This is a genomic window from Tranquillimonas alkanivorans, from assembly GCF_900115595.1.
GTDB classification, from domain to species: Bacteria; Pseudomonadota; Alphaproteobacteria; order Rhodobacterales; family Rhodobacteraceae; genus Tranquillimonas; species Tranquillimonas alkanivorans.
This window is the reverse complement of sequence record NZ_FOXA01000012.1, coordinates 96,954-114,731: the sequence shown is the minus strand read 5'-3', so window position 1 is coordinate 114,731 and position 17,778 is coordinate 96,954. Positions and strand designations below refer to the sequence as shown.

General features: G+C 69.4%; 16 protein-coding genes and 1 tRNA gene. 12 read left to right on the top strand and 5 right to left on the bottom strand.

What is annotated here, in order from left to right; all coding sequences use genetic code 11:
- Positions 1-5: 5 nt before the first annotated feature.
- Positions 6-2,048 carry a TRAP transporter permease gene (locus BM162_RS14745; RefSeq protein WP_093423531.1) on the top strand — a complete coding sequence of 681 codons (2,043 nt, stop codon included), beginning with the start codon at positions 6-8 and terminating at the stop codon, positions 2,046-2,048.
- 16 nt (positions 2,049-2,064) lie between these two features.
- Here BM162_RS14745 and maiA read toward each other — a convergent pair whose 3' ends face one another.
- Positions 2,065-2,694, bottom strand: coding sequence for a maleylacetoacetate isomerase (gene maiA / locus BM162_RS14740; RefSeq protein ID WP_093423528.1), 630 nt, complete (start codon positions 2,692-2,694; stop codon positions 2,065-2,067).
- Between the two features lie 28 nt (positions 2,695-2,722).
- Positions 2,723-3,964, bottom strand: coding sequence for a fumarylacetoacetase (gene fahA, locus BM162_RS14735; RefSeq protein WP_093423525.1), 1,242 nt, complete (start codon positions 3,962-3,964; stop codon positions 2,723-2,725).
- 202 nt (positions 3,965-4,166) lie between these two features.
- On the opposite strand from fahA, the gene BM162_RS14730 reads away from it, so the two are divergent.
- The 5 genes from BM162_RS14730 (at position 4,167) to BM162_RS14710 (ending at position 10,047) form a co-directional block, all read left to right on the top strand.
- Positions 4,167-4,916 carry an alpha/beta fold hydrolase gene (locus BM162_RS14730; protein ID WP_093423522.1) on the top strand — a complete coding sequence of 250 codons (750 nt, stop codon included), beginning with the start codon at positions 4,167-4,169 and terminating at the stop codon, positions 4,914-4,916.
- A 175-nt stretch (positions 4,917-5,091) separates the two neighbouring features.
- Positions 5,092-5,165: transfer RNA gene (locus tag BM162_RS14725), tRNA-Gly, on the top strand.
- Positions 5,166-5,256: 91 nt separating this feature from the next.
- A complete protein-coding gene (locus BM162_RS14720; protein ID WP_093423519.1) occupies positions 5,257-7,044 on the top strand; it encodes an ABC transporter transmembrane domain-containing protein in 1,788 nt (595 codons plus the stop codon).
- 111 nt (positions 7,045-7,155) lie between these two features.
- On the top strand, positions 7,156-9,039 hold the full coding sequence (locus tag BM162_RS14715) for an acyl-CoA synthetase (protein ID WP_093423515.1): 1,884 nt from the start codon (positions 7,156-7,158) through the stop codon (positions 9,037-9,039).
- A gap of 57 nt (positions 9,040-9,096) precedes the next feature.
- A complete protein-coding gene (locus tag BM162_RS14710; protein WP_093423512.1) occupies positions 9,097-10,047 on the top strand; it encodes a YihY/virulence factor BrkB family protein in 951 nt (316 codons plus the stop codon).
- Positions 10,048-10,049: 2 nt separating this feature from the next.
- Here BM162_RS14710 and BM162_RS14705 read toward each other — a convergent pair whose 3' ends face one another.
- Positions 10,050-10,820 carry a shikimate dehydrogenase family protein gene (locus BM162_RS14705; protein WP_093423509.1) on the bottom strand — a complete coding sequence of 257 codons (771 nt, stop codon included), beginning with the start codon at positions 10,818-10,820 and terminating at the stop codon, positions 10,050-10,052.
- Positions 10,821-10,898: 78 nt separating this feature from the next.
- Between BM162_RS14705 and BM162_RS14700 the strand changes: the two genes are divergently transcribed.
- Genes BM162_RS14700 through BM162_RS14680 form a run of 5 tightly spaced genes read left to right on the top strand, consistent with a single transcriptional unit; the run spans position 10,899 to position 15,519 of the window.
- Positions 10,899-11,570, top strand: coding sequence for a GntR family transcriptional regulator (locus BM162_RS14700; RefSeq protein WP_093423506.1), 672 nt, complete (start codon positions 10,899-10,901; stop codon positions 11,568-11,570).
- Positions 11,571-11,612: 42 nt separating this feature from the next.
- On the top strand, positions 11,613-12,629 hold the full coding sequence (locus BM162_RS14695; RefSeq protein ID WP_093423504.1) for an ABC transporter substrate-binding protein: 1,017 nt from the start codon (positions 11,613-11,615) through the stop codon (positions 12,627-12,629).
- A gap of 55 nt (positions 12,630-12,684) precedes the next feature.
- Complete coding sequence (locus BM162_RS14690) at positions 12,685-13,452, top strand: ABC transporter ATP-binding protein (RefSeq protein ID WP_093423501.1); 768 nt, start codon at positions 12,685-12,687, stop codon at positions 13,450-13,452.
- Positions 13,445-14,266 carry an ABC transporter permease gene (locus BM162_RS14685; protein WP_093423498.1) on the top strand — a complete coding sequence of 274 codons (822 nt, stop codon included), beginning with the start codon at positions 13,445-13,447 and terminating at the stop codon, positions 14,264-14,266. The genes BM162_RS14690 and BM162_RS14685 overlap by 8 nt, the downstream gene beginning before the upstream one ends.
- Entirely contained in the window at positions 14,263-15,519 is a 1,257-nt protein-coding gene (locus BM162_RS14680; RefSeq protein WP_093423605.1) for an FAD-dependent oxidoreductase, read from the top strand. Before BM162_RS14685 ends, BM162_RS14680 begins: the two co-directional genes overlap by 4 nt.
- Before the next feature lie 7 nt (positions 15,520-15,526).
- Here BM162_RS14680 and BM162_RS14675 read toward each other — a convergent pair whose 3' ends face one another.
- Entirely contained in the window at positions 15,527-16,135 is a 609-nt protein-coding gene (locus BM162_RS14675) for an exopolysaccharide biosynthesis protein (protein ID WP_093423495.1), read from the bottom strand.
- Positions 16,136-16,219: 84 nt separating this feature from the next.
- Positions 16,220-16,717 carry a MarR family winged helix-turn-helix transcriptional regulator gene (locus tag BM162_RS14670; RefSeq protein ID WP_218153100.1) on the bottom strand — a complete coding sequence of 166 codons (498 nt, stop codon included), beginning with the start codon at positions 16,715-16,717 and terminating at the stop codon, positions 16,220-16,222.
- Positions 16,718-16,765: 48 nt separating this feature from the next.
- On the opposite strand from BM162_RS14670, the gene BM162_RS14665 reads away from it, so the two are divergent.
- Positions 16,766-17,716 (top strand): MBL fold metallo-hydrolase, encoded by a 951-nt coding sequence (locus BM162_RS14665; RefSeq protein WP_093423492.1) that lies wholly within the window; start codon positions 16,766-16,768, stop codon positions 17,714-17,716.
- Positions 17,717-17,778: the final 62 nt, after the last annotated feature.

Here is a 17,778-nt window from a genome sequence, read left to right as displayed (position 1 = left end):
CCCAGATGGACCTGACCCCGGACACCGGCACGCCGGGAACGCCCAAGGCGGACCCGCAGAAGGGCCCCGAGCACCCGCGCCCCGTCGCGCTCGCCATCGTCGTGATCGGCGTCGCGCTGTCGCTGTTCCAGATGTACGGCGCGGGGATCGAGCCGCTGGGCCTGTTCTACCAGCGCTCGATCCACCTGGCCTTCATCATGGTGCTGGCGTTCCTGATGTTCCCGGCCTTCGGCCCCCGCCGCAAGCGCGGCATCCTGGGCTGGGGGATCGACCTGGCGTTCCTCGCCGCCGCCATCGCCAGCGGCGGATACATCGTCTGGAACCTCGACGCGATCTTCGCCCGCGCAGGGTTCTGGAGCGAAACCGACATCTGGATGGGCATCCTGACGACGGTGACGGTGCTCGAGGCCAGCCGCCGCGCCATCGGTCTGGGCATGACGATGATCGGCGTCGTCGCCATCCTCTATGCCCTGGCCGGCCCCCGCGGCGCGCTGCCGTGGCTCGGCGAATGGCTGCCGGGCATCCTTTCGCACCGGGGCAACAGCCTCGACCGGCTCGTGGGCCAGCTCTACCTCGGGCAGGAGGGCATCTTCGGCCTGCCGCTGGGCGTCGCCGCGACCTACATCTTCGTCTTCGTGCTGTTCGGCGCGTTCCTCGAGGTGACCGGCGCGGGCAAGTTCTTCATCGACCTCGCCTATGCCGCCACGGGCCGCAAGCCCGGCGGCCCCGCGAAGGCGGCGGTGCTGGCCTCGGCCGGCATGGGCTCGATCTCGGGCTCGGCGCTGGCCAACGTGGTGACGACAGGGGCCTTCACCATCCCGCTGATGAAGCGCCTCGGCTACCGCCCGGCGCAGGCGGGCGGGATTGAGGCCGCGGCCTCGACCGGCGGGCAGATCACGCCGCCGCTGATGGGCGCGGGCGCGTTCCTGATCTCGGAGTACACGCGTATCCCGTATATCGACATCGTCCTGATCTCGATCTTCCCCGCGATCCTGTATCTCGGGACCGTGTACCTGTTCGTCCACATCGTCGCGATGAAGGCGGGGATGAAGGGCATGCCGCAGGCCGAGCTGCCGGATGTGAAGTCGGTTCTGGCGGCGGGCTGGCAGTTCATCCTGCCGCTGTTCCTGCTGATCTGGCTTCTGGCGATCAACCTGTCGCCCATGCGCGTGGGCTTCTGGGCTATCCTGTCGGTGATCATCGTGGCCGTCCTGCGCGCAGGCATCGAGATGCTCGTCCTCGACCCGCGCCGGGGCAAGCCGCTGACGGGCGCGCGGATCGGCGAGGCGGTGAAGGCCGGCACCGGGCTCCTGATCCAGGCGCTGTCCCTCGGCGCGCGCAACGCGGTCGCTGTTTCGATGGCCTGTGCCGTGGCGGGCATCATCGTGGGCGTCGTGGGGCTCACGGGCCTTGGGCTCAAGTTCTCGTCGATGATGGTGGCGCTCTCGGGCGGCAACTTGGTGGCCGCGCTGGTGCTGGTGCTGATCGCGAGCCTGATCCTGGGGATGGGGCTGCCGGTGACGGCGTCCTACATCGTTCTGATCGTGCTCGTCGGGCCGGCCCTCTCCGAGGAGTTCGGCATCCCGCTTCTGATCGCGCACCTGGTGGTGTTCTGGTACTCGCAGGACAGCAACGTGACGCCACCCATAGCCCTGGCGGGCTTCGCGGGAGCGGCCATCGCCAACGCCAAGCCGATGGAGACGAGCGTTCAGGCCTGGAAGTTCGCCAAGGGCCTCTACCTGATCCCGCTATTCATGGTCTACAACCCCGAGATGATCTTGGGCGGCCCGATCGCGCTGGTGATCTGGACGGGGCTCATCGCCATCCTCGCGCTGGTCGCCTTCGCCGCGGCGATCGAAGGGTGGCTCTTCGCGCCGATGGACGTGGTGTCGCGGGTGCTGACGGTGCCCGCCACCATCGCCGTCTTCCACCCCAACCACGCGGTCGAGGCCGCGGGCGCGGCGGCGCTGCTGGCGATCCTGGGCGTGAACTGGCTGCGCGGGCGGCGCGAGGGCGCGCCGGGCGGGAACGAAAGCGCGCCGGGCTGACCGGCGCGCTCTCACGTCATTCGGGCTTGGTGGGTTTCGCGGCGTCGAACGCCGGATGCTGGGCGCAGGCGGCCTCGACCGCTCGGATACGCGGGAAATCGTCCAGCGACACGCCCCAGCGGTGCGCGTTGTAAAGCTGCGGGATCAGGCAGATGTCGGCCAGCCCCGGCGCATCGCCCGCGCAGAACCGCGCGGGCGGGAAGCCCGCAAGCAATTTCTCGAAGGCGGCGAGGCCGGGGGCGATGAAGTGGCGCATCCAGTCCTCGCGCACCGTATCACCGGGTGCGAGGTTCGCCACGTGCGCCACGACGCCAAGGTTGCAGACCGGGTGCACGTCCACAGCCACCGCATAGGCCAGCGCCCGCACCCGCGCCCTTTCGGCCGGATCGGCGGGAAGGAAGCCCGCCTTCCGCGTCTCGTCGATGTACTCAACCATCGCCAGCGACTGTGTGAGCCGCTGCCCGTCGATGTCGAGCACCGGGACCAGCCCCTGCGGGTTCCGCTCTAGGTGCTCGGGCGACTTGTGCGCGCGGTCGAGCAGGTCGACCGGCACCGTCTCATAGTCGAGCCCGGCGAGGTTGAGCGCGATGCGCACCCGGTAGCTCGCCGAACTGCGCCAGTAGTCGAACAGGCGGATGTCGCTCATCGCTCGCCTCCTCCCTCGCGCCCCGGGTTCAGCCGAACTTCGGCGCAGGGACGATCTTGCCCGCGCAATCGCCGAAGCCGATGCGATAGCCTTCGCCCTGCGCGTGGCCGTGCAGCGTCAGCGTGTCGCCGTCCTCGATGAAGCTGCGGGTCTGCCCGCCGTCCAGCGTCACCGGCTCTTTCCCGCCCCAGGTCAGTTCGAGCAGCGAGCCGAAGCTGTCCTTCTCGGGCCCCGAGATCGTGCCCGAGCCCAGCAGGTCACCCACGTTCATCTTGCAGCCCGAGCTGGCGTGGTGCGCCAGCTGCTGCGCCGCAGAATAGTACATCTCGCGGTAGTTCGTGCGCGTGATGGTCGTGGGCTCCCCGCCATCGGGCGCCATCGTCACCGACAGGTCGATGTCGTAAAGCATCGGGCCGGTATCCTGGATGTAGGGCAGCAGCGGCTTCTCGCGCTCGGGCGTGGACACACGGAACGGCTCGAGCGCGGCCTTGGTGACGACCCACGGGCCGATGGAAGTGGCGAACGCCTTGGCCTGGAACGGCCCGAGCGGCTGGTATTCCCACGCCTGCAGGTCCCGCGCCGACCAGTCGTTCAGCAGCACGTAGCCGAAGATCATCTCGTCGGCCCGGTCCACACTGATCGGCTCGCCCATCTGCGAGGGCTGGCCGACGACCGCGCCCATCTCGAGCTCGATGTCCAGCCGCTTGCAGGGGCCGAAGCCGGGCGCATCGGCGTCGGGCGCCTTGGTCTGGCCCACGGGACGGCGCACGTCGGTGCCCGAGACGACCACGGTCGAGGCCCGGCCGTTATAGCCGATGGGGATGTGCAGCCAGTTCGGCGGCAGGGCGTTCTCGGGCCCGCGGAACATCGTGCCCACGTTGAACGCGTGCTGCTTGCCGGCATAGAAGTCGGTGTACTCGGCGACCTTGAACGGCAGGTGCATGGTCACCTTTTCGCGGTCGTGGAGGGCCTTCGTGACCTCCTCGGCCTTGTCCGAGCCCTCCGACAGCAGGTCGGTCAGTTTCGCACGCACGTCCGCCCAGGCCTTCGGCCCCTTCTCCATGAAGGTGTTGAGCGCGGGCTGGTCGAAGCCGCTCTCGGGCAGCAGCCCCGCCTGTTCGAGCGCGTGAAGGTCCAGCACCTTGTCGCCGATGGCGGTGCAGCAGCGCGGCGCGCCGCCGTTCGAGAAGACGCCGAAGGGCAGGTTGTTGACCGGGAAGGGGCCGTTCGGGTCGTTGGCGCTGTCCACCCAGGACTTGATCAAGGTCATGCTGTCGCTCCCTCATGCAGCTTCGGCGTTGGTGCGGCGATGCCGCGTTGGCCTCGGCGTATCGTTGCAGGTGCAACGAAGTCAAGGCGATCCCGGGTCCCGCGCACCGCGCAAGCGATACCATGCAAGGGGCCGCGCAGGGAGGTCTTTGCCCCGCCGCTCGCCCTGATAGGGTGCGGCGCGAACGAAAGGGAGGCGACGCATGGATCTGCATTTCGAGGAACACGGCCAAGGCGGCCCGACGCTGGTGCTGTTGCACGGGCTCAGCGTCAACGGGGCGAGCTTCGCGCCGCTGCTCGCGCACCTTGACTGGCCGGGCCGGGTGATCGTCCCCGACCTGCGCGGTCACGGGCGCTCGCCCCACGCCACCAACTACAGCTACGGCGGCCACGCGGCGGACGTGGCCGACCTGCTTTCGCCCGGCGAGGAAGTGCACGTCGTCGGCCACTCGATGGGCGGTGCGGTGGGGCTGGTACTTGGCAGCGGGCTGTTCGGCGTCGACGTGAAGCGTGTCACCGGCTTCGGCATCAAGCTGACATGGACCGCGGAGGAAGAGGCGAAGGCGCGCGCGATGGCACAGGCCGAGGTCCGCGGGTTCGACGACCGTACCGCGGCCGAAGAGAGGTTCCTGAAAGTCACCGGCCTCGCCGGGCGCGGGGACGAGGTCCCGGCCTGCGTCGCCGCCGGGGTGCACGAGGAGAACGGCCGCTACCGCCTGTCCGCCGACATGGCCGCGAGCCTCGTCGTGGGCCCGCCCGTGGCGCAGTTGTTCGAGGTCTGCCGCGCCCCCGTCCACCTGGCGCGCGGCGAGGCGGACAGGATGGTGACGCTGGAGGAGATGCGCGCCTTCGACCCGGACGCCGAAAACCTGGAGGGCGCGGGCCACAACGCCCACGTCGACCGCCCGGACGCCTTGGCGCGGCTGATCGAAAAGATCCACCTCGGCCACTGACCCCCTGCTGCGGGCGGCACGCTTGCCCGCGGCGAAGCGTGGGACGGGCACACCCCGAAACATCTCCGCATGCGCCCTGCCAACGCCCATCAGCCTGCCGCCGGCCGGTTGCGCCCTGCACGGCCGCTGCCGTGTTGACCTCCCCCGCGCCTTGGCATACTTAGGAGGCGCCCGAGCGGGTATGGTGTAATGGTAGCGCCCCAGCCTTCCAAGCTGGTCGTGCGGGTTCGATTCCCGCTACCCGCTCCAGCCTCCGAACCTTTGCCCAGATGTCGCAGGCCCTGCGCTTGCCCGGCTCCCGGCTGCCGTTTAAGACGAGCGCCGCAGGAAAGGAGCCGTCATGGCCGCGAAAGAGACATCCGAAGACCGGGCGAAGTCAAAACGCGTCGGCGCGCTGAGTGGCCTGTGGCCGTTCCTCGCACCCTATCGCGGGCTGATGGCGGCGTCGCTCATGGCCCTGGTGCTGACCGCCTGCGTCTCGCTTGCTCTGCCGCTGGCCGTGCGGCGGGTGGTCGATGCCTTCGAGACGTCGGGCGAACAGCTTCTCGACAGCTACTTCCTTGCCGCGTTGGTCCTGGCGGGGCTCCTCGCGATTGGCACGGCGTTGCGCTACTACCTCGTCACGCGGCTGGGCGAGCGGGTGGTCACCGACATTCGCAAGGCGGTGTTCGACCGCGTCATCGGGATGAGCCCCAGCTTCTACGAGAAGATCATGACCGGAGAGGTGCTCAGCCGGATCACCACTGACACGACGCTGATCCTCAGCGTCATCGGCTCGTCGGTGTCGGTCGCGCTGCGCAACGTGCTGATCCTGATCGGCGGGCTGGTGCTGCTGTTCATCACCTCGCCCAAGCTCACGGGCATGGTTCTGCTGGTCGTGCCACTGGTGATCGTGCCCATCGTGGTGCTGGGCCGGCGGCTGCGCAAGCTCAGCCGCGAGAACCAGGACTGGATCGCCGCCTCGTCCGGCAACGCGTCCGAGGCGCTGACCTCGGTGCAGGCGGTGCAGGCCTTCACGCACGAGCCGTTCAGCCAGCGTACCTTCTCGGACGTCACCGAACGCAGCTTCGACTCGGCCCGCCGCCGCATCGGGACGCGGGCGGTGATGACGGCGATCGTCATCTTCCTGGTCTTCGCGGGTGTCGTGGGCGTGCTGTGGATGGGAGCACGCGACGTGCGGGCCGAGACAATGAGCGTGGGCGAGTTGGTGCAGTTCGTCATCTACGCCGTCATGGTCGCCGGCGCCGTCGGCGCGCTGAGCGAGATCTGGGGCGAGCTTCAGCGCGCCGCCGGCGCGACCGAGCGGCTGAGCGAGCTTCTGCACGCCGAGGACGAGGTGCGCGACCCGGCGCGGCCCCGGCCCCTGCCCGCCCCCGCGCGCGGCGAGATCGCGTTCGAGGATGTCGTGTTCCACTACCCCGCCCGGCCCGAGACGGCGGCGCTCAACGGCGTCTCGCTGGACGTGAAGCCGGGCGAGACGGTGGCGCTGGTCGGTCCCTCCGGTGCTGGCAAGACCACGATCCTGCAACTTCTGCTGCGCTTCTACGATCCCGACGCGGGCACCGTGCGGCTTGACGGGATGGACCTGCGCGACATGGCGCGCTCGGACTTCCGCCGGGCGCTGGCGCTGGTGCCGCAGGACCCGGTGGTCTTCGCCGACACCGCGCGCGAAAACATCCGCTTCGGCCGCCCCGAGGCCACGGACGCCCAGGTCGAGGCCGCCGCCCGCGCCGCCGCCGCGCACGACTTCCTGACCGCCCTGCCCCAGGGCTACGACACCTATGTGGGCGAGCGGGGCGTGATGCTCTCGGGCGGGCAGAAACAGCGCATCGCCATCGCACGCGCCATCCTGCGCGACGCGCCGGTACTGCTGCTGGACGAGGCGACGAGCGCATTGGACGCCGAAAGCGAGCGTGCGGTGCAAAGCGCGGTGGACGAACTCAGCCGCGGCCGCACCACGCTGATCGTCGCGCACCGCCTGGCCACCGTGAAGAAGGCCGACCGTATCCTGGTGTTCGAGGCCGGGCGCATCGTTGCCGAGGGCACGCATGACAGCCTCGTGGCCGAGGGCGGGCTCTATGCGCGGCTCGCGCGGCTCCAGTTCACCGAGGGCGTGGCCGCCGAGTGACTTTTCCGTTTCGCAGCGTCACACTTTGATCCCTCGCCCCCGCTGCCTTAAACCAAATGGCGCAAGGGAAGGCCGCACGGGGACGAGGCGGCCCACGGGGAGGATTCGAAGATGACATACGCCAGCCTCGCGGACCGCGACGCGATCCAGAACGAGATCCCGTGGGAACAGCGCGACGTCCCCCGCACCATGTGGGAGATGCTGTCGCGCACGGCCGACGCCCACGGCACCCGACCTGCCCTGACCTTCCAGTTGTTCTCCGGCCCCACCGACCCGGCCGAAACGCTGAACTGGAATGACCTGCGCGCGAAGTCGGCGCAGGCGGCGAACCTGTTCCGCAGCCTCGGCGTGGGCGAAAAGGACGTGGTCGCGTTCCTGCTGCCCAACTGCAACGAAACGGTGCTGACCTATATCGGTGGCTCGATCGCCGGCATCGTGAACCCGATCAACCCGCTGCTCGACCCCGAGCACATCGCCGGCATCCTGCGCGAAACCGGCGCGAAGGTGCTGGTCACGCTCAAGAGCTTCCCGAAAAGCGATGTGGCGCAGAAGGCCGCGCAGGCGGTGGCCCTGGCCCCGAACGTTGAGACGGTGATCGAGGTCGACCTGACCCGCTACCTCACCGGCGTGAAGAGGTTCGTCGTACCGATGATCCGGCCGAAGATGCCGATCAAGCACAAGGCGCGGGTGCTCGACCTCAACCGCGAACTCGCCAAGCAGCCGCGCGACCTGACCTTCGCCGACAGCACCGGCGATCGCGTGGCGGCGTACTTCCACACCGGCGGGACGACCGGCATGCCGAAGGTGGCGCAGCACCGCTATTCCGGCATCGTCTACAACGGCTGGCTGGGCGCGACGCTGCTGTTTCGCGAGGAAGACGTGCTGATCTGCCCGCTGCCGATGTTCCACGTCTTCGCCACCATCGTGGCGCTCGGCGCCTCGCTCGCCTCGGGTGCGCACATCGTGTTCCCCACCCCCGCCGGCTATCGCGGCGAAGGCGTGTTCGACAACTTCTGGAAGCTGATCGAACGCTACCGCGTCACCTTCATGATTACGGTGCCCACGGCCATCGCCGCGCTGATGCAGCGCAAGGTGGACGCCGACATCTCGTCGCTCAAGCTGGCGTTCTGCGGCTCGTCCCCGCTGCCGCTCGAGCTTTACAAGCGGTTCGAGTCCGCCGCCGGCGTCACCATCTGCGAGGGCTACGGCCTGACCGAGGCGACCTGCCTCGTCTCGATCAACCCGCCGGGCGGGACGAAGAAGGTCGGCTCGATCGGCATCCCGTTTCCGTACACGCACGTCAAGATCCTCAAGCACACGCCCGAGGGCCCGCAAGAGATGCCGGCCGACACCGTGGGCGAGATCTGCGTCGACAGCCCCGGCGTCTTCGAGGGCTCGACCTATACCGAGGCGGACAAGAACCACGACCTGTTCCACCACGATGTCTACCTGCGCACCGGCGATCTGGGCCGCATCGACGAGGACGGGTACCTGTGGATCACCGGCCGGGCGAAGGACCTGATCATCCGGGGCGGCCACAACATCGACCCTGCCGAGATCGAAGAGGCGCTGGCCGGCCACGACGCCGTCGCCTTCGTCGGCGCCATCGGCCAGCCCGACGCCTTCGCGGGCGAACTGCCCTGCGCCTATGTCGAACTCGTCGAGGGCGCCGAGGTGACCGAGGCCGACCTCCTGGCCTATGCCCGCGACCACATTCACGAGCGCGCGGCCTATCCCAAGCACCTCGAGATCCTGCCCGAACTGCCCAAGACCGCCGTAGGCAAGATCTTCAAGCCCGCGCTGCGCAAGCTCGCCATCGCGCGCATCTACGACCACGCGCTGGAACAGGCGGGCCACGCCGCGAAGGTCGAAGAGGTGTACGAAGACAAGAAGCGCGGCCTGGTCGCCCGCCTGCGCAAGACCGGCGAAGTCGACGTGAAGGCGGTCGAGAAGACGCTGGGCGAATTCACCCGCCCCTGGGAATGGGCGCAGTAAGCATCTGACGGAACCCGCGCCGCGTCCTCCCGGTTCTTCCGCCAAAGGAGGACCGAGATGACCGAGGCCACCGACCGGGGCCGCCACGCCGAGCGGCCCCGCGACATTCCCAAGCCGGGCTGGCGCGAGATCCTGAAGCGCACCATGAGCGAAGTGACCGCCGACCACGTCTTGATCGTGTCGGCGGGCGTCGCGTTCTTCGGCCTGCTCGCCATCTTCCCCGGCATCGCCGCGCTCGTGTCGATCGCGGGCATGATCCTCGACCCCGCCACGGTCGAGCAGCAGGTCGCCCAGCTGTCCGGCGTGCTGCCCGAAGACGCGGCAAGCATCCTTCAGGATCAGGCGGCCAAGGTCGCCTCGGGCCAGGGCGCCGCGGGGCTCGCGGCCGTCGTGGGGCTCCTGCTGACCCTCTATAGCGCGTCGAAGGGCACCAAGTCGCTGATGGAGGGGATGAACATCGCGTACGACGAGGACGAGAAGCGCAACCTCATCAAGCTCAACGTCGTGGCGCTGGTGTTGACGCTGGGCCTGATCCTGGGCTTCGCCGTGGCGCTGGCGGTCACCGTCGCGGCCCCGGCCCTGCTGGGGTCGATGGGCCTCTCCTCGGGCGTGCAGACGGCGGTGAACTGGCTGCGCTGGCCGCTTCTGGGGGTGTTCGCCATCCTCGGGCTCGCCGTCCTTTACCGCTATGGCCCCTCGCGCGCAGATCCGAAATGGCGCTGGGTCACGCCCGGCGCGGTGATCGCCACGATCCTGTGGGTCGCGGGCTCGATCCTGTTTTCAGTCTATGTGCGCAACTTCGGCAGCTACAACGCGACCTACGGCGCGCTCGGCGGGGTGATCATCCTGCTGATGTGGTTCTGGCTGTCGTCGTTCATCGTGCTTCTGGGAGCCGAGTTGAACTCCGAGATGGAGCATCAGACCGCCCGCGACAGCACCACCGGCAAGCCCCGGCCCCGCGGCGAACGCGGCGCGGTCAAGGCAGACACGCTGCCGCGAAAGGACTGACGTCACTCCAGCCCCAGGAACGCCCGCATCAGCGCCGCCTGGTGCGCCGCCATCTCGCGCCCGGGCACGGCGATGCAGCCGTGGGCACGGGCGAGGTGCAGCAAGGGCGTCTCCTCCGGCTCGGTCACGCAATCGGCCACGGCGGGGGCGGTCGCGACGATCTCTTCGGGGAATGGCGAGGCGCTGCCGGCAGGCGCGGCGTTGACCAGCACGTCGCCCGGCTGAGCGCGGCCCAGCTCGATCTCGACGCCCAGGTACCCCAGCCGCTCGGCCAGCCGCACCGCCGCCGGCGCGTGCAGGTCGAACAGCCGAAGCCGCCGCGCCCCTTGGCGGGCCGCCTGTACGGCGATCGAGGCGCCCGCCGCCCCCGCACCGCAAATCGCGACCGAGGCCGCGGCCAGATCGCAGCCCGCCGCCTTCAGCGCCGCCACCATGCCCCGCCCGTCGAACATCGCACAGGCGAGCGTGCCGTCGGGCCGTTTCGCCACCGTGTTCGCCACGCCCAGCACGTGCACCTCGTCGTCCAGATGATCGCACAGCCCGGGCAGCGCCGCCTTGTGCGGCACGGTAGTCAGGAAACCGGGCACGTTCCGGGCATGCCGCACCCATTCGACGAACGACACCAGCCCCGCCGCCGGCAGGTGCACCGGCACGCAGACCGCGTCGATCCCCTGCCCCTGGAAATGCGCATTCCACAGCGGCGGCGTGGCCGCCTGCGCCACCGGATCGCCGATCATCGGCACCACGACCTGCGTTGTCCGGCCTGATATCATGCGTATACGTCCCTTGACTTGTTTCGTTGCGCATTTCACAAAATGTGTAACGTTTTGGCAATGGGGTCACGCAGCGCCATGTTTTCGCGCAAGGGACAAGACGACCGCTCGATCGTGGCGCTCATCGCGGGCGCCGTGCGGCGCGACATCTCGTTCGGCGACCTGCCTCCCGACGCCAAGCTGAAGATCGAGGAGCTGCGCCGCCGCTACGGCGGCTCGAACCACTCGGTGCGCGAGGCGCTGACGCAGCTGACGGCCGAGGGGCTGGTCGAGGCGAACGCGCAGCGCGGCTTCCGCGTCTCCTCGGCGACCGAGGAGGACCTGCGCGACATCATCCGCATGCGCGCCGAGCTCGACCCGATCGGCCTGCGCTGGTCGATGGAGCGCGGCGACGTCGCGTGGGAAGGCCGGCTTATGGCCGCCGGACACGCCGCCGACCGCGCCACCGAGCAGGTACTGGCCGAGCCCGAGGTGTCGGCGCTGGCCTGGGACGAGGCCGGCCGCGCCTTCCACGCCGCGCTGATGGAGGCCTGCGGCTCGCCCCGGCTGATTGCCGTCACCGCCCGGCTCTACGACCAGTCGCGCCGCTTTCGCCTCGCCAACCTGCGCGAGGGGCTGTGTGACCCCCGCGCGGTGGCGCATCGGCAGAAGGCGCTGCTGACGGCGATCCTCGACCACGACCAACATGCGGCGACCGACCACCTCGTCGCCGACATCGAAAGCGATCTGGCGCGCGCCGGAGTTCGCTGAACCGCCCCCACCGGGGCCAATGCTCAGAAAGGGAGGACACCGATGAGCACCTTCACCAGACGCGGCGCCATGGCGCTGATGGGCGCAACGGCCGCAACGCCGTTCATCGCCCGCACCGCCCGGGCCCAGACCCCGATCAACGTGGGCGCGCTGCGCTTCACCAGCCACGCGCCGTCCTTCATCGCGGCCGAGCGCGGGTACTTCGCCGATGCCGGCCTCGACGTGAACTTCGAGTTCTTTCAGGCGGCCCAGCCCATGGCTATCGCCATTGCCTCGGGCGACGCGGATTACGGCGTGACCGCGGTCACCGGCGGCCTGATCTCGCTGGCCCAGAAGGGCGCGGCCAAGGTCATCGGCGGCGGCCTGTCGGAAGAGCCGGGCATCGACGGGCAGAAGATCCTCGCCTCGAACGACGCCTACGAGGCCGGGCTGACCGACCCCTCGAAGCTCGACGGCAAGACCTACGGCATCACGCAGGCGGGTTCCTCCTTCCACTACATGGGCTCGAAGATCGCCCAGGCCGAAGGCGCCGAGGTCTCGTTCAAGCCGCTCCAGAAGGTTCCCGCCGTCATCGGCGCGATCAAGACCGGCCAGATCGACGCCTGGTCCATCGTGCCCCACATCGCCAAGCCGCTGGCGAATGCGGGGGCGGTCAAGATCATCGGCGACGTCTCGGACTACCTGCCGAACTACCAGGTCACGACCGTCTTCACCTCGGCCGACAACGCGGCGAACAAGCGCGAGCAGACGGCGGCCTTCCTCGAGGCGTTTTCGCGCGGGGCGGCGGACTTCAACGCCGCGCTCGTGGACAACACCGCCGACGAGGCCGAGCGCGACGCGATCATCGAACTGATCGCCGGCTACGTCTATCCCGACCGCTCGGTCGAAGAGGCGCGCCCGTCCATCGTCAACGGCGCGATGCGCATAAACGCGAACGCGGCCCTCAACCGCGCCTCGGTGCAGGACCAGCTCGACTGGTTCAAGTCCGAGGGGCTGGTCGGCGGCGACGTGGCATATGACACGCTCGTGGACGAAAGCTACGTCGACGTCATCTCCTAAGACCGCAAGCTCCGGGGCGCGGCCCGTCCGCGCCCCGCCGACACCAAGGATTCCCATGGACCTCAGGCTCGAGTCGATCTCCCATCGCTATGACGATGTGGAGGTCCTGCGCGACATCTCGCTCGACATTCCGGCGGGGCGCATCGTCTGCATCGTCGGCCCGTCGGGCTGCGGCAAGTCCACGCTCCTGCGCTTCATCGGCGGGCTTGAGCGTCCGACCGAGGGGCAGGTCGTGCAGATCGGCGCGCCGCCCGCCGACAGCATCAACCCGCTGACCTATGTCTTCCAGGACTTCGCCCTGCTGCCCTGGCGGTCGGTCGAGGGGAACATCTCGCTCATCCTGTCCGACCACGGCATCCGCGGCAGGAAGGCCGAGAGCATCATCGCCGACGTGCTGGCCCGTACGAAGCTGTCCGAGTTCCGCAAGGCGTGGCCGCGCCAGCTGTCCGGCGGCATGAAGCAGCGCGTCGCCATCGCCCGAGCCCTCGCCGTGAACCCGGCGGTGCTGCTGATGGACGAACCGCTCTCGGCGCTCGACAGCCAGACGCGCGAACTGCTGATGGACGACCTGATCGCGCTGTGGACGCGCCAGCCCTTCACCGCCGTCTACGTCACGCACAACCTGGCCGAGGCCGTGCGGCTGGGCCACCGGATCGTCGTACTGTCGCGCCGTCCCGGCGCGGTCAACGAGATCGTCGAGATCGACATGCCGCTGGCGGACCGCGACCTGGCGAACCCCGAGCTCGACGCCAAGCAGAAGCACCTGTGGCACCTGATGCGGGCCGAGGCCGAGGCCGCCGACAAGGAACTGGTCCATGACTGACGCCACCTTCCCCCCCGCCGCCGAGGCCGAGGCCCGCCCCGTCCGCTTCCGCGGCGGCGGCTTCCGCCCCAGTTCGCCCCGCTGGGTGGGCGCGCTGGTCTTCGTGGTGCTGATCGCGTTCCTGGAATGGGGCACGCGGGCGGGCTTCATCTCGAACCTCACGATGCCGCGCCCCTCGGACGTGTTCGCCACGCTCGTCGACCTCGCGCGCAGCGGCATGCTGTGGACGCACCTCGTCCCCTCCCTCACCCGGCTGCTGGTCGGGGGGGCCATCGGCGCCTTCGTCGGCATCGCCGTGGGCGTGATGATCGGCCTCTTCTCGGTCGTCCGCGCCGGGCTCGTCCCGCTGGTCGCCGCGCTGTTCCCGATCCCCAAGATCGCGCTTTTGCCGCTCTTCGTGATCTGGTTCGGCATCGACGAGGCGTCGAAATACGCACTCATCGCCTTCGGGACCTTCACCCCGACCGTGGTCGCCACCTACGGCGCGGTGGACAACGTCGACCGCACGCTGATCCGCATGGGGCAAAGCTTCAGCCTGTCGTGGTCCACCATCGTCCTGCGCATCGTTCTGCCCGGCGCGATGCCCGGCATCCTGTCGGGCCTGCGCGTCAGCCTCGCCATCGCGATCATCCTGCTGGTCGCGGCCGAGATGCTGGGCGCGGAATACGGCATCGGCGCCTACATCCTTCAGGCCGGGTCGCTCTACGACCTGGAACGCCTGTTCGCGGGCGTCGCGATCCTGTCGCTTCTCGGCGTGCTGATGAGCGGCACCATCGGCGTGATCGAGAAACGCCTGCTGGGGTGGCGCGCATGAGCCGCAGGACCGAGGCAGAGTACGACGTCCTCGTCGCCGGCGGCGGCGCGGGCGGCGTGGGCGCGGCTCTGGGCGCCGCCCGCGCCGGGGCCAAGGTGTGCCTGGTCGAGAAGTACGGCTTCCTCGGCGGGGCCGCGACGACCTCGCAGGTGCTGGCCTATTGCGGCTTCTTTCAGCAGGGCGAGGCCCCCGCGCAGGCCGTGGGCGGCGCGGGCGAACTGGTGCTGGACGAACTGCGCCGGCTGGGTATGGACGGCAAGCCGCACATGTCCGAGACGACCGGCAACTGGATCATCCTGCTCAATCCCGAGGGGCTGAAGCTGGCGCTCGACCGCGTGCTCGAGGCGCACGGCGTCGACGTGCTCCTGCACACCCGCGTCGCCGCCGCCACCCGCACCGCCGACCGGATCGAGGCCGCGACGCTCGCCGGGATGGAGGGCCGCCGCCGCGTGGTGGCCGAAGGCTTCGTGGACGCCACCGGCGACGCGAACCTCTCGCTCGTCTCGGGCGTGCCGATGCGCGTGGGCGACGGCGAGGGCGCGCTCCAGGCGGTCTCGGCCCCCATCCGCGTGGGTGGCATCGACCCCGACCTGAAGATCGACCGCGAGGCGGTGAAGACCGCCATCGCCCGCTACAACGAAACCGGCGCGTTCCCCATCGCGCGGACCGACGGCGGCATCTACACCCGCGTGCCCGGCACGGGCGAGATGTGGTGGATGGTCATCGACCTGCCCCTGCCCGACCTGACCTCGGCCAGCTTCACCCATGCCGAGCGCACGGCGCGCAAGATGGCGCACGACTATGTCGAGATCCTGCAGGGCGGCGTGCCGGGGTTCGAGCGCGCCTTCCTCGCCCAGACCGGCCCGCAGATCGGCATCCGCGAAACGCGGCACCCGGCGGCCCGCTACGAAATGACGGCCGAGGACATCCTGTCCGGACGCCAGCGCGAAGACGGCGTGGCGCGGGCGGCTTGGCCGGTCGAGCTGCACGGCGCGGCCGGCAAGCCCGTCTATCATTCCATCGGCGGGCCCGGCTTCGCCTCGATCCCGCTCGACGCGCTCAGGGCGAAGGGGCTCGACAACCTCTACCTCGCCGGCCGCGTCATCGGCGCGGACCCGATCGCCTATGGCTCGACCCGCGTCATGGGCACCGCCTTCGCCACGGGCGAGGCGGCGGGCATCGCCGCCGCCGCCGGCCTGACCGACGGGGCCGAGGTCGCGGGCAGGGTGCGGGAGCTTGGCGGCCTGACCTGAGCGCCGCCTACTCCACCAACTGCCCCGCCACCAGCACCGGCACCCACGCGGCCAGCCCCAGCAGGATGTATCCCGCCAGCACGAACAGGCCGTCGCGCGACAGGAACCCGACGGTGATCAGCGTCACCGTCGCCCCCAGCAGCGACGACGAGAACGGCACCAGTTCCAGGAACGGCATCGCCAGCCCGCACAGCACGCAGGTCAGCTCGGGCACGATCACGAAAGGCGGCGAGACGAGGAGGCCCAGCCGGCCGCGCGTCTGCCCGTCCAGCCAGTCGGCCATCCGGCGCAGCCGCACCATGGCCCAATGCAGCCGCTCGCCCTTCACCCGGCGGCGCATCAGGAAACCCGGCAGCCAGACATGGTCGCGCCGCGCCAGCATCTGACCGGCGATCAGCGCGATGGTCAGGCCGCAGATGCTGGAAAACAGCGGAATGCCCGACAGGGGCGAGACGACCAGAAGCGCCGGCACCAAGAGCAGCGGCAGGAACGACGCCGGGCCGAACGCCTCGACCACGTCGCCCAGCGACGGGTTCGGATGACCGCCGAGCACGTCCAGCCGGTCCACGACGTCGCGGACGTAGTGCGGCACCTCGGGCGCGGTCTCAGGCGTCATTGCTGCGCCCCGCCTCTGCTTGCGATGCTGTGGCGCATCCTATCCTTTCGAGCGTCGTTCGACCAGCGTTCGGCGCGGGCGGTCTCAGCTCCGGCCGAACTCCGCCAGAGCGCGCAGCACGCGCTCGGCCTCGGCCATCCGCGCGGTGCCGATGTAATTGCGCAGCTCGCGGTCGTGCTTGCGCGCCGCCTCGCCCAGCCGCGCGAAGGCCGCTCGCCCCTCGTTTGTCAGCTCAAGCTGCTCGGCCCGCCGGTCGCCCGCCACCCGCTGACGCTTCAGCAGGCCCCGCCCCTCCAGCGCCTGCACCGCGCGCGAGACGGCGGTCTTCTCGATCCCGCCGCGGCGGCAGATTTCCGTCGCCGTCAGCGGGCCGAATGTGCCAAGATTGGCAAGCACGCGCCATTGCGGGCGGGTCATGCCGTATTCGGATTCATAGACCTCCTCGAACGCACGGCTCGTCGCCTCCGCCGCCTGGTTAAGCAGAAACGGCAGGAACGTGCCGAGGTCGAATTCCGGATCAGACATGGCGGGGATATAGACCGCGATGGTTGCACCCGCAACAATGTCCGTTGAAAGTTGCAAGTGCAACTGTTACATCCGCAACCAAATCGCGAACGAACAGGAGCAAACATGGCCAAGGCATTCGCATCGCAAGGCGACATGGAAGAGAAGCAGGTCAGCTTCACCGAGGTCGGCGACGGCCTGTGGGCCTTCACCGCCGAGGGTGACCCCAATACCGGCGTCATCATCGGCGACGACAGCGTGATGATCGTCGAGGCGCAGGCGACGCCGCGCCTGGCGCGCAAGGTGATCGAGAAAGTGCGCGAGGTCACGGACAAGCCGATCACCCACCTCGCCATGACGCACTACCACGCCGTGCGGGTTCTGGGCGCCTCGGCCTATGGCGCCGACACGATCATCATGGGCGAAAAGGCCCGCGCCATGGTCGTCGAGCGCGGGCAGGAAGACTGGGACAGCGAATTCGCCCGCTTCCCGCGCCTGTTCCAGGGCCACGAGGAGATCCCGGGCCTGACCTGGCCCACCACCACCTTCAACGACCGCATGACCGTCTATCTCGGCAACCGCCGGGTGGACCTGATGCACCTGGGCCGCGCCCACACCGCGGGCGACATCGTGGTCCACGTGCCCGACCAGAACGTGATGTTCACGGGTGACATCGTGGAATACAAGTCCGCCTGCTATTGCGGCGACGGGCATTTCGGCGACTGGCCGGAGACGCTTGAAGCGATCCGCGCCTTCGACCTCGACGCCATCGCGCCGGGCCGGGGCGACGCGCTGGTGGGCCGCGAGATGGTGAACGCCGCGCTCGATTCCACCGCCGATTTCGTCCGCTCGACCTATCGCCCCGCCGCCAAGGTGGCGCTGTCGGGCGGCACGCTGAAGGAAGCCTGGGACGCCGTGCGCGCCGAGTGCGACCCGAAGTTCTCGGACTACGCCATCTACGAGCACTGCCTGCCCTTCAACGTCGCCCGCGCCTATGACGAGGCGCGCGATATCGACACGCCGCGCGTCTGGACCGCCGAGCGCGACGCCGAGCTCTGGAACGCCCTGCAGGGCTGAGGCTCCCCGCTTCCTCCGGTCGCGTCCAATAAAGAACGCCCGGAGGAAGCGACACGCCCCAA

Bases quoted from the DNA above. Each gene is read 5' to 3' on its own strand.
- BM162_RS14745 (WP_093423531.1), top strand. From the start codon at position 6: ATGGACCTGACCCCGGACACCGGCACGCCGGGAACGCCCAAGGCGGAC.
- maiA (WP_093423528.1), bottom strand. From the start codon at position 2,694: ATGAGCGACATCCGCCTGTTCGACTACTGGCGCAGTTCGGCGAGCTAC.
- fahA (WP_093423525.1), bottom strand. From the start codon at position 3,964: ATGACCTTGATCAAGTCCTGGGTGGACAGCGCCAACGACCCGAACGGC.
- BM162_RS14730 (WP_093423522.1), top strand. From the start codon at position 4,167: ATGGATCTGCATTTCGAGGAACACGGCCAAGGCGGCCCGACGCTGGTG.
- BM162_RS14720 (WP_093423519.1), top strand. From the start codon at position 5,257: ATGGCCGCGAAAGAGACATCCGAAGACCGGGCGAAGTCAAAACGCGTC.
- BM162_RS14715 (WP_093423515.1), top strand. From the start codon at position 7,156: ATGACATACGCCAGCCTCGCGGACCGCGACGCGATCCAGAACGAGATC.
- BM162_RS14710 (WP_093423512.1), top strand. From the start codon at position 9,097: ATGACCGAGGCCACCGACCGGGGCCGCCACGCCGAGCGGCCCCGCGAC.
- BM162_RS14705 (WP_093423509.1), bottom strand. From the start codon at position 10,820: ATGATATCAGGCCGGACAACGCAGGTCGTGGTGCCGATGATCGGCGAT.
- BM162_RS14700 (WP_093423506.1), top strand. From the start codon at position 10,899: ATGTTTTCGCGCAAGGGACAAGACGACCGCTCGATCGTGGCGCTCATC.
- BM162_RS14695 (WP_093423504.1), top strand. From the start codon at position 11,613: ATGAGCACCTTCACCAGACGCGGCGCCATGGCGCTGATGGGCGCAACG.
- BM162_RS14690 (WP_093423501.1), top strand. From the start codon at position 12,685: ATGGACCTCAGGCTCGAGTCGATCTCCCATCGCTATGACGATGTGGAG.
- BM162_RS14685 (WP_093423498.1), top strand. From the start codon at position 13,445: ATGACTGACGCCACCTTCCCCCCCGCCGCCGAGGCCGAGGCCCGCCCC.
- BM162_RS14680 (WP_093423605.1), top strand. From the start codon at position 14,263: ATGAGCCGCAGGACCGAGGCAGAGTACGACGTCCTCGTCGCCGGCGGC.
- BM162_RS14675 (WP_093423495.1), bottom strand. From the start codon at position 16,135: ATGACGCCTGAGACCGCGCCCGAGGTGCCGCACTACGTCCGCGACGTC.
- BM162_RS14665 (WP_093423492.1), top strand. From the start codon at position 16,766: ATGGCCAAGGCATTCGCATCGCAAGGCGACATGGAAGAGAAGCAGGTC.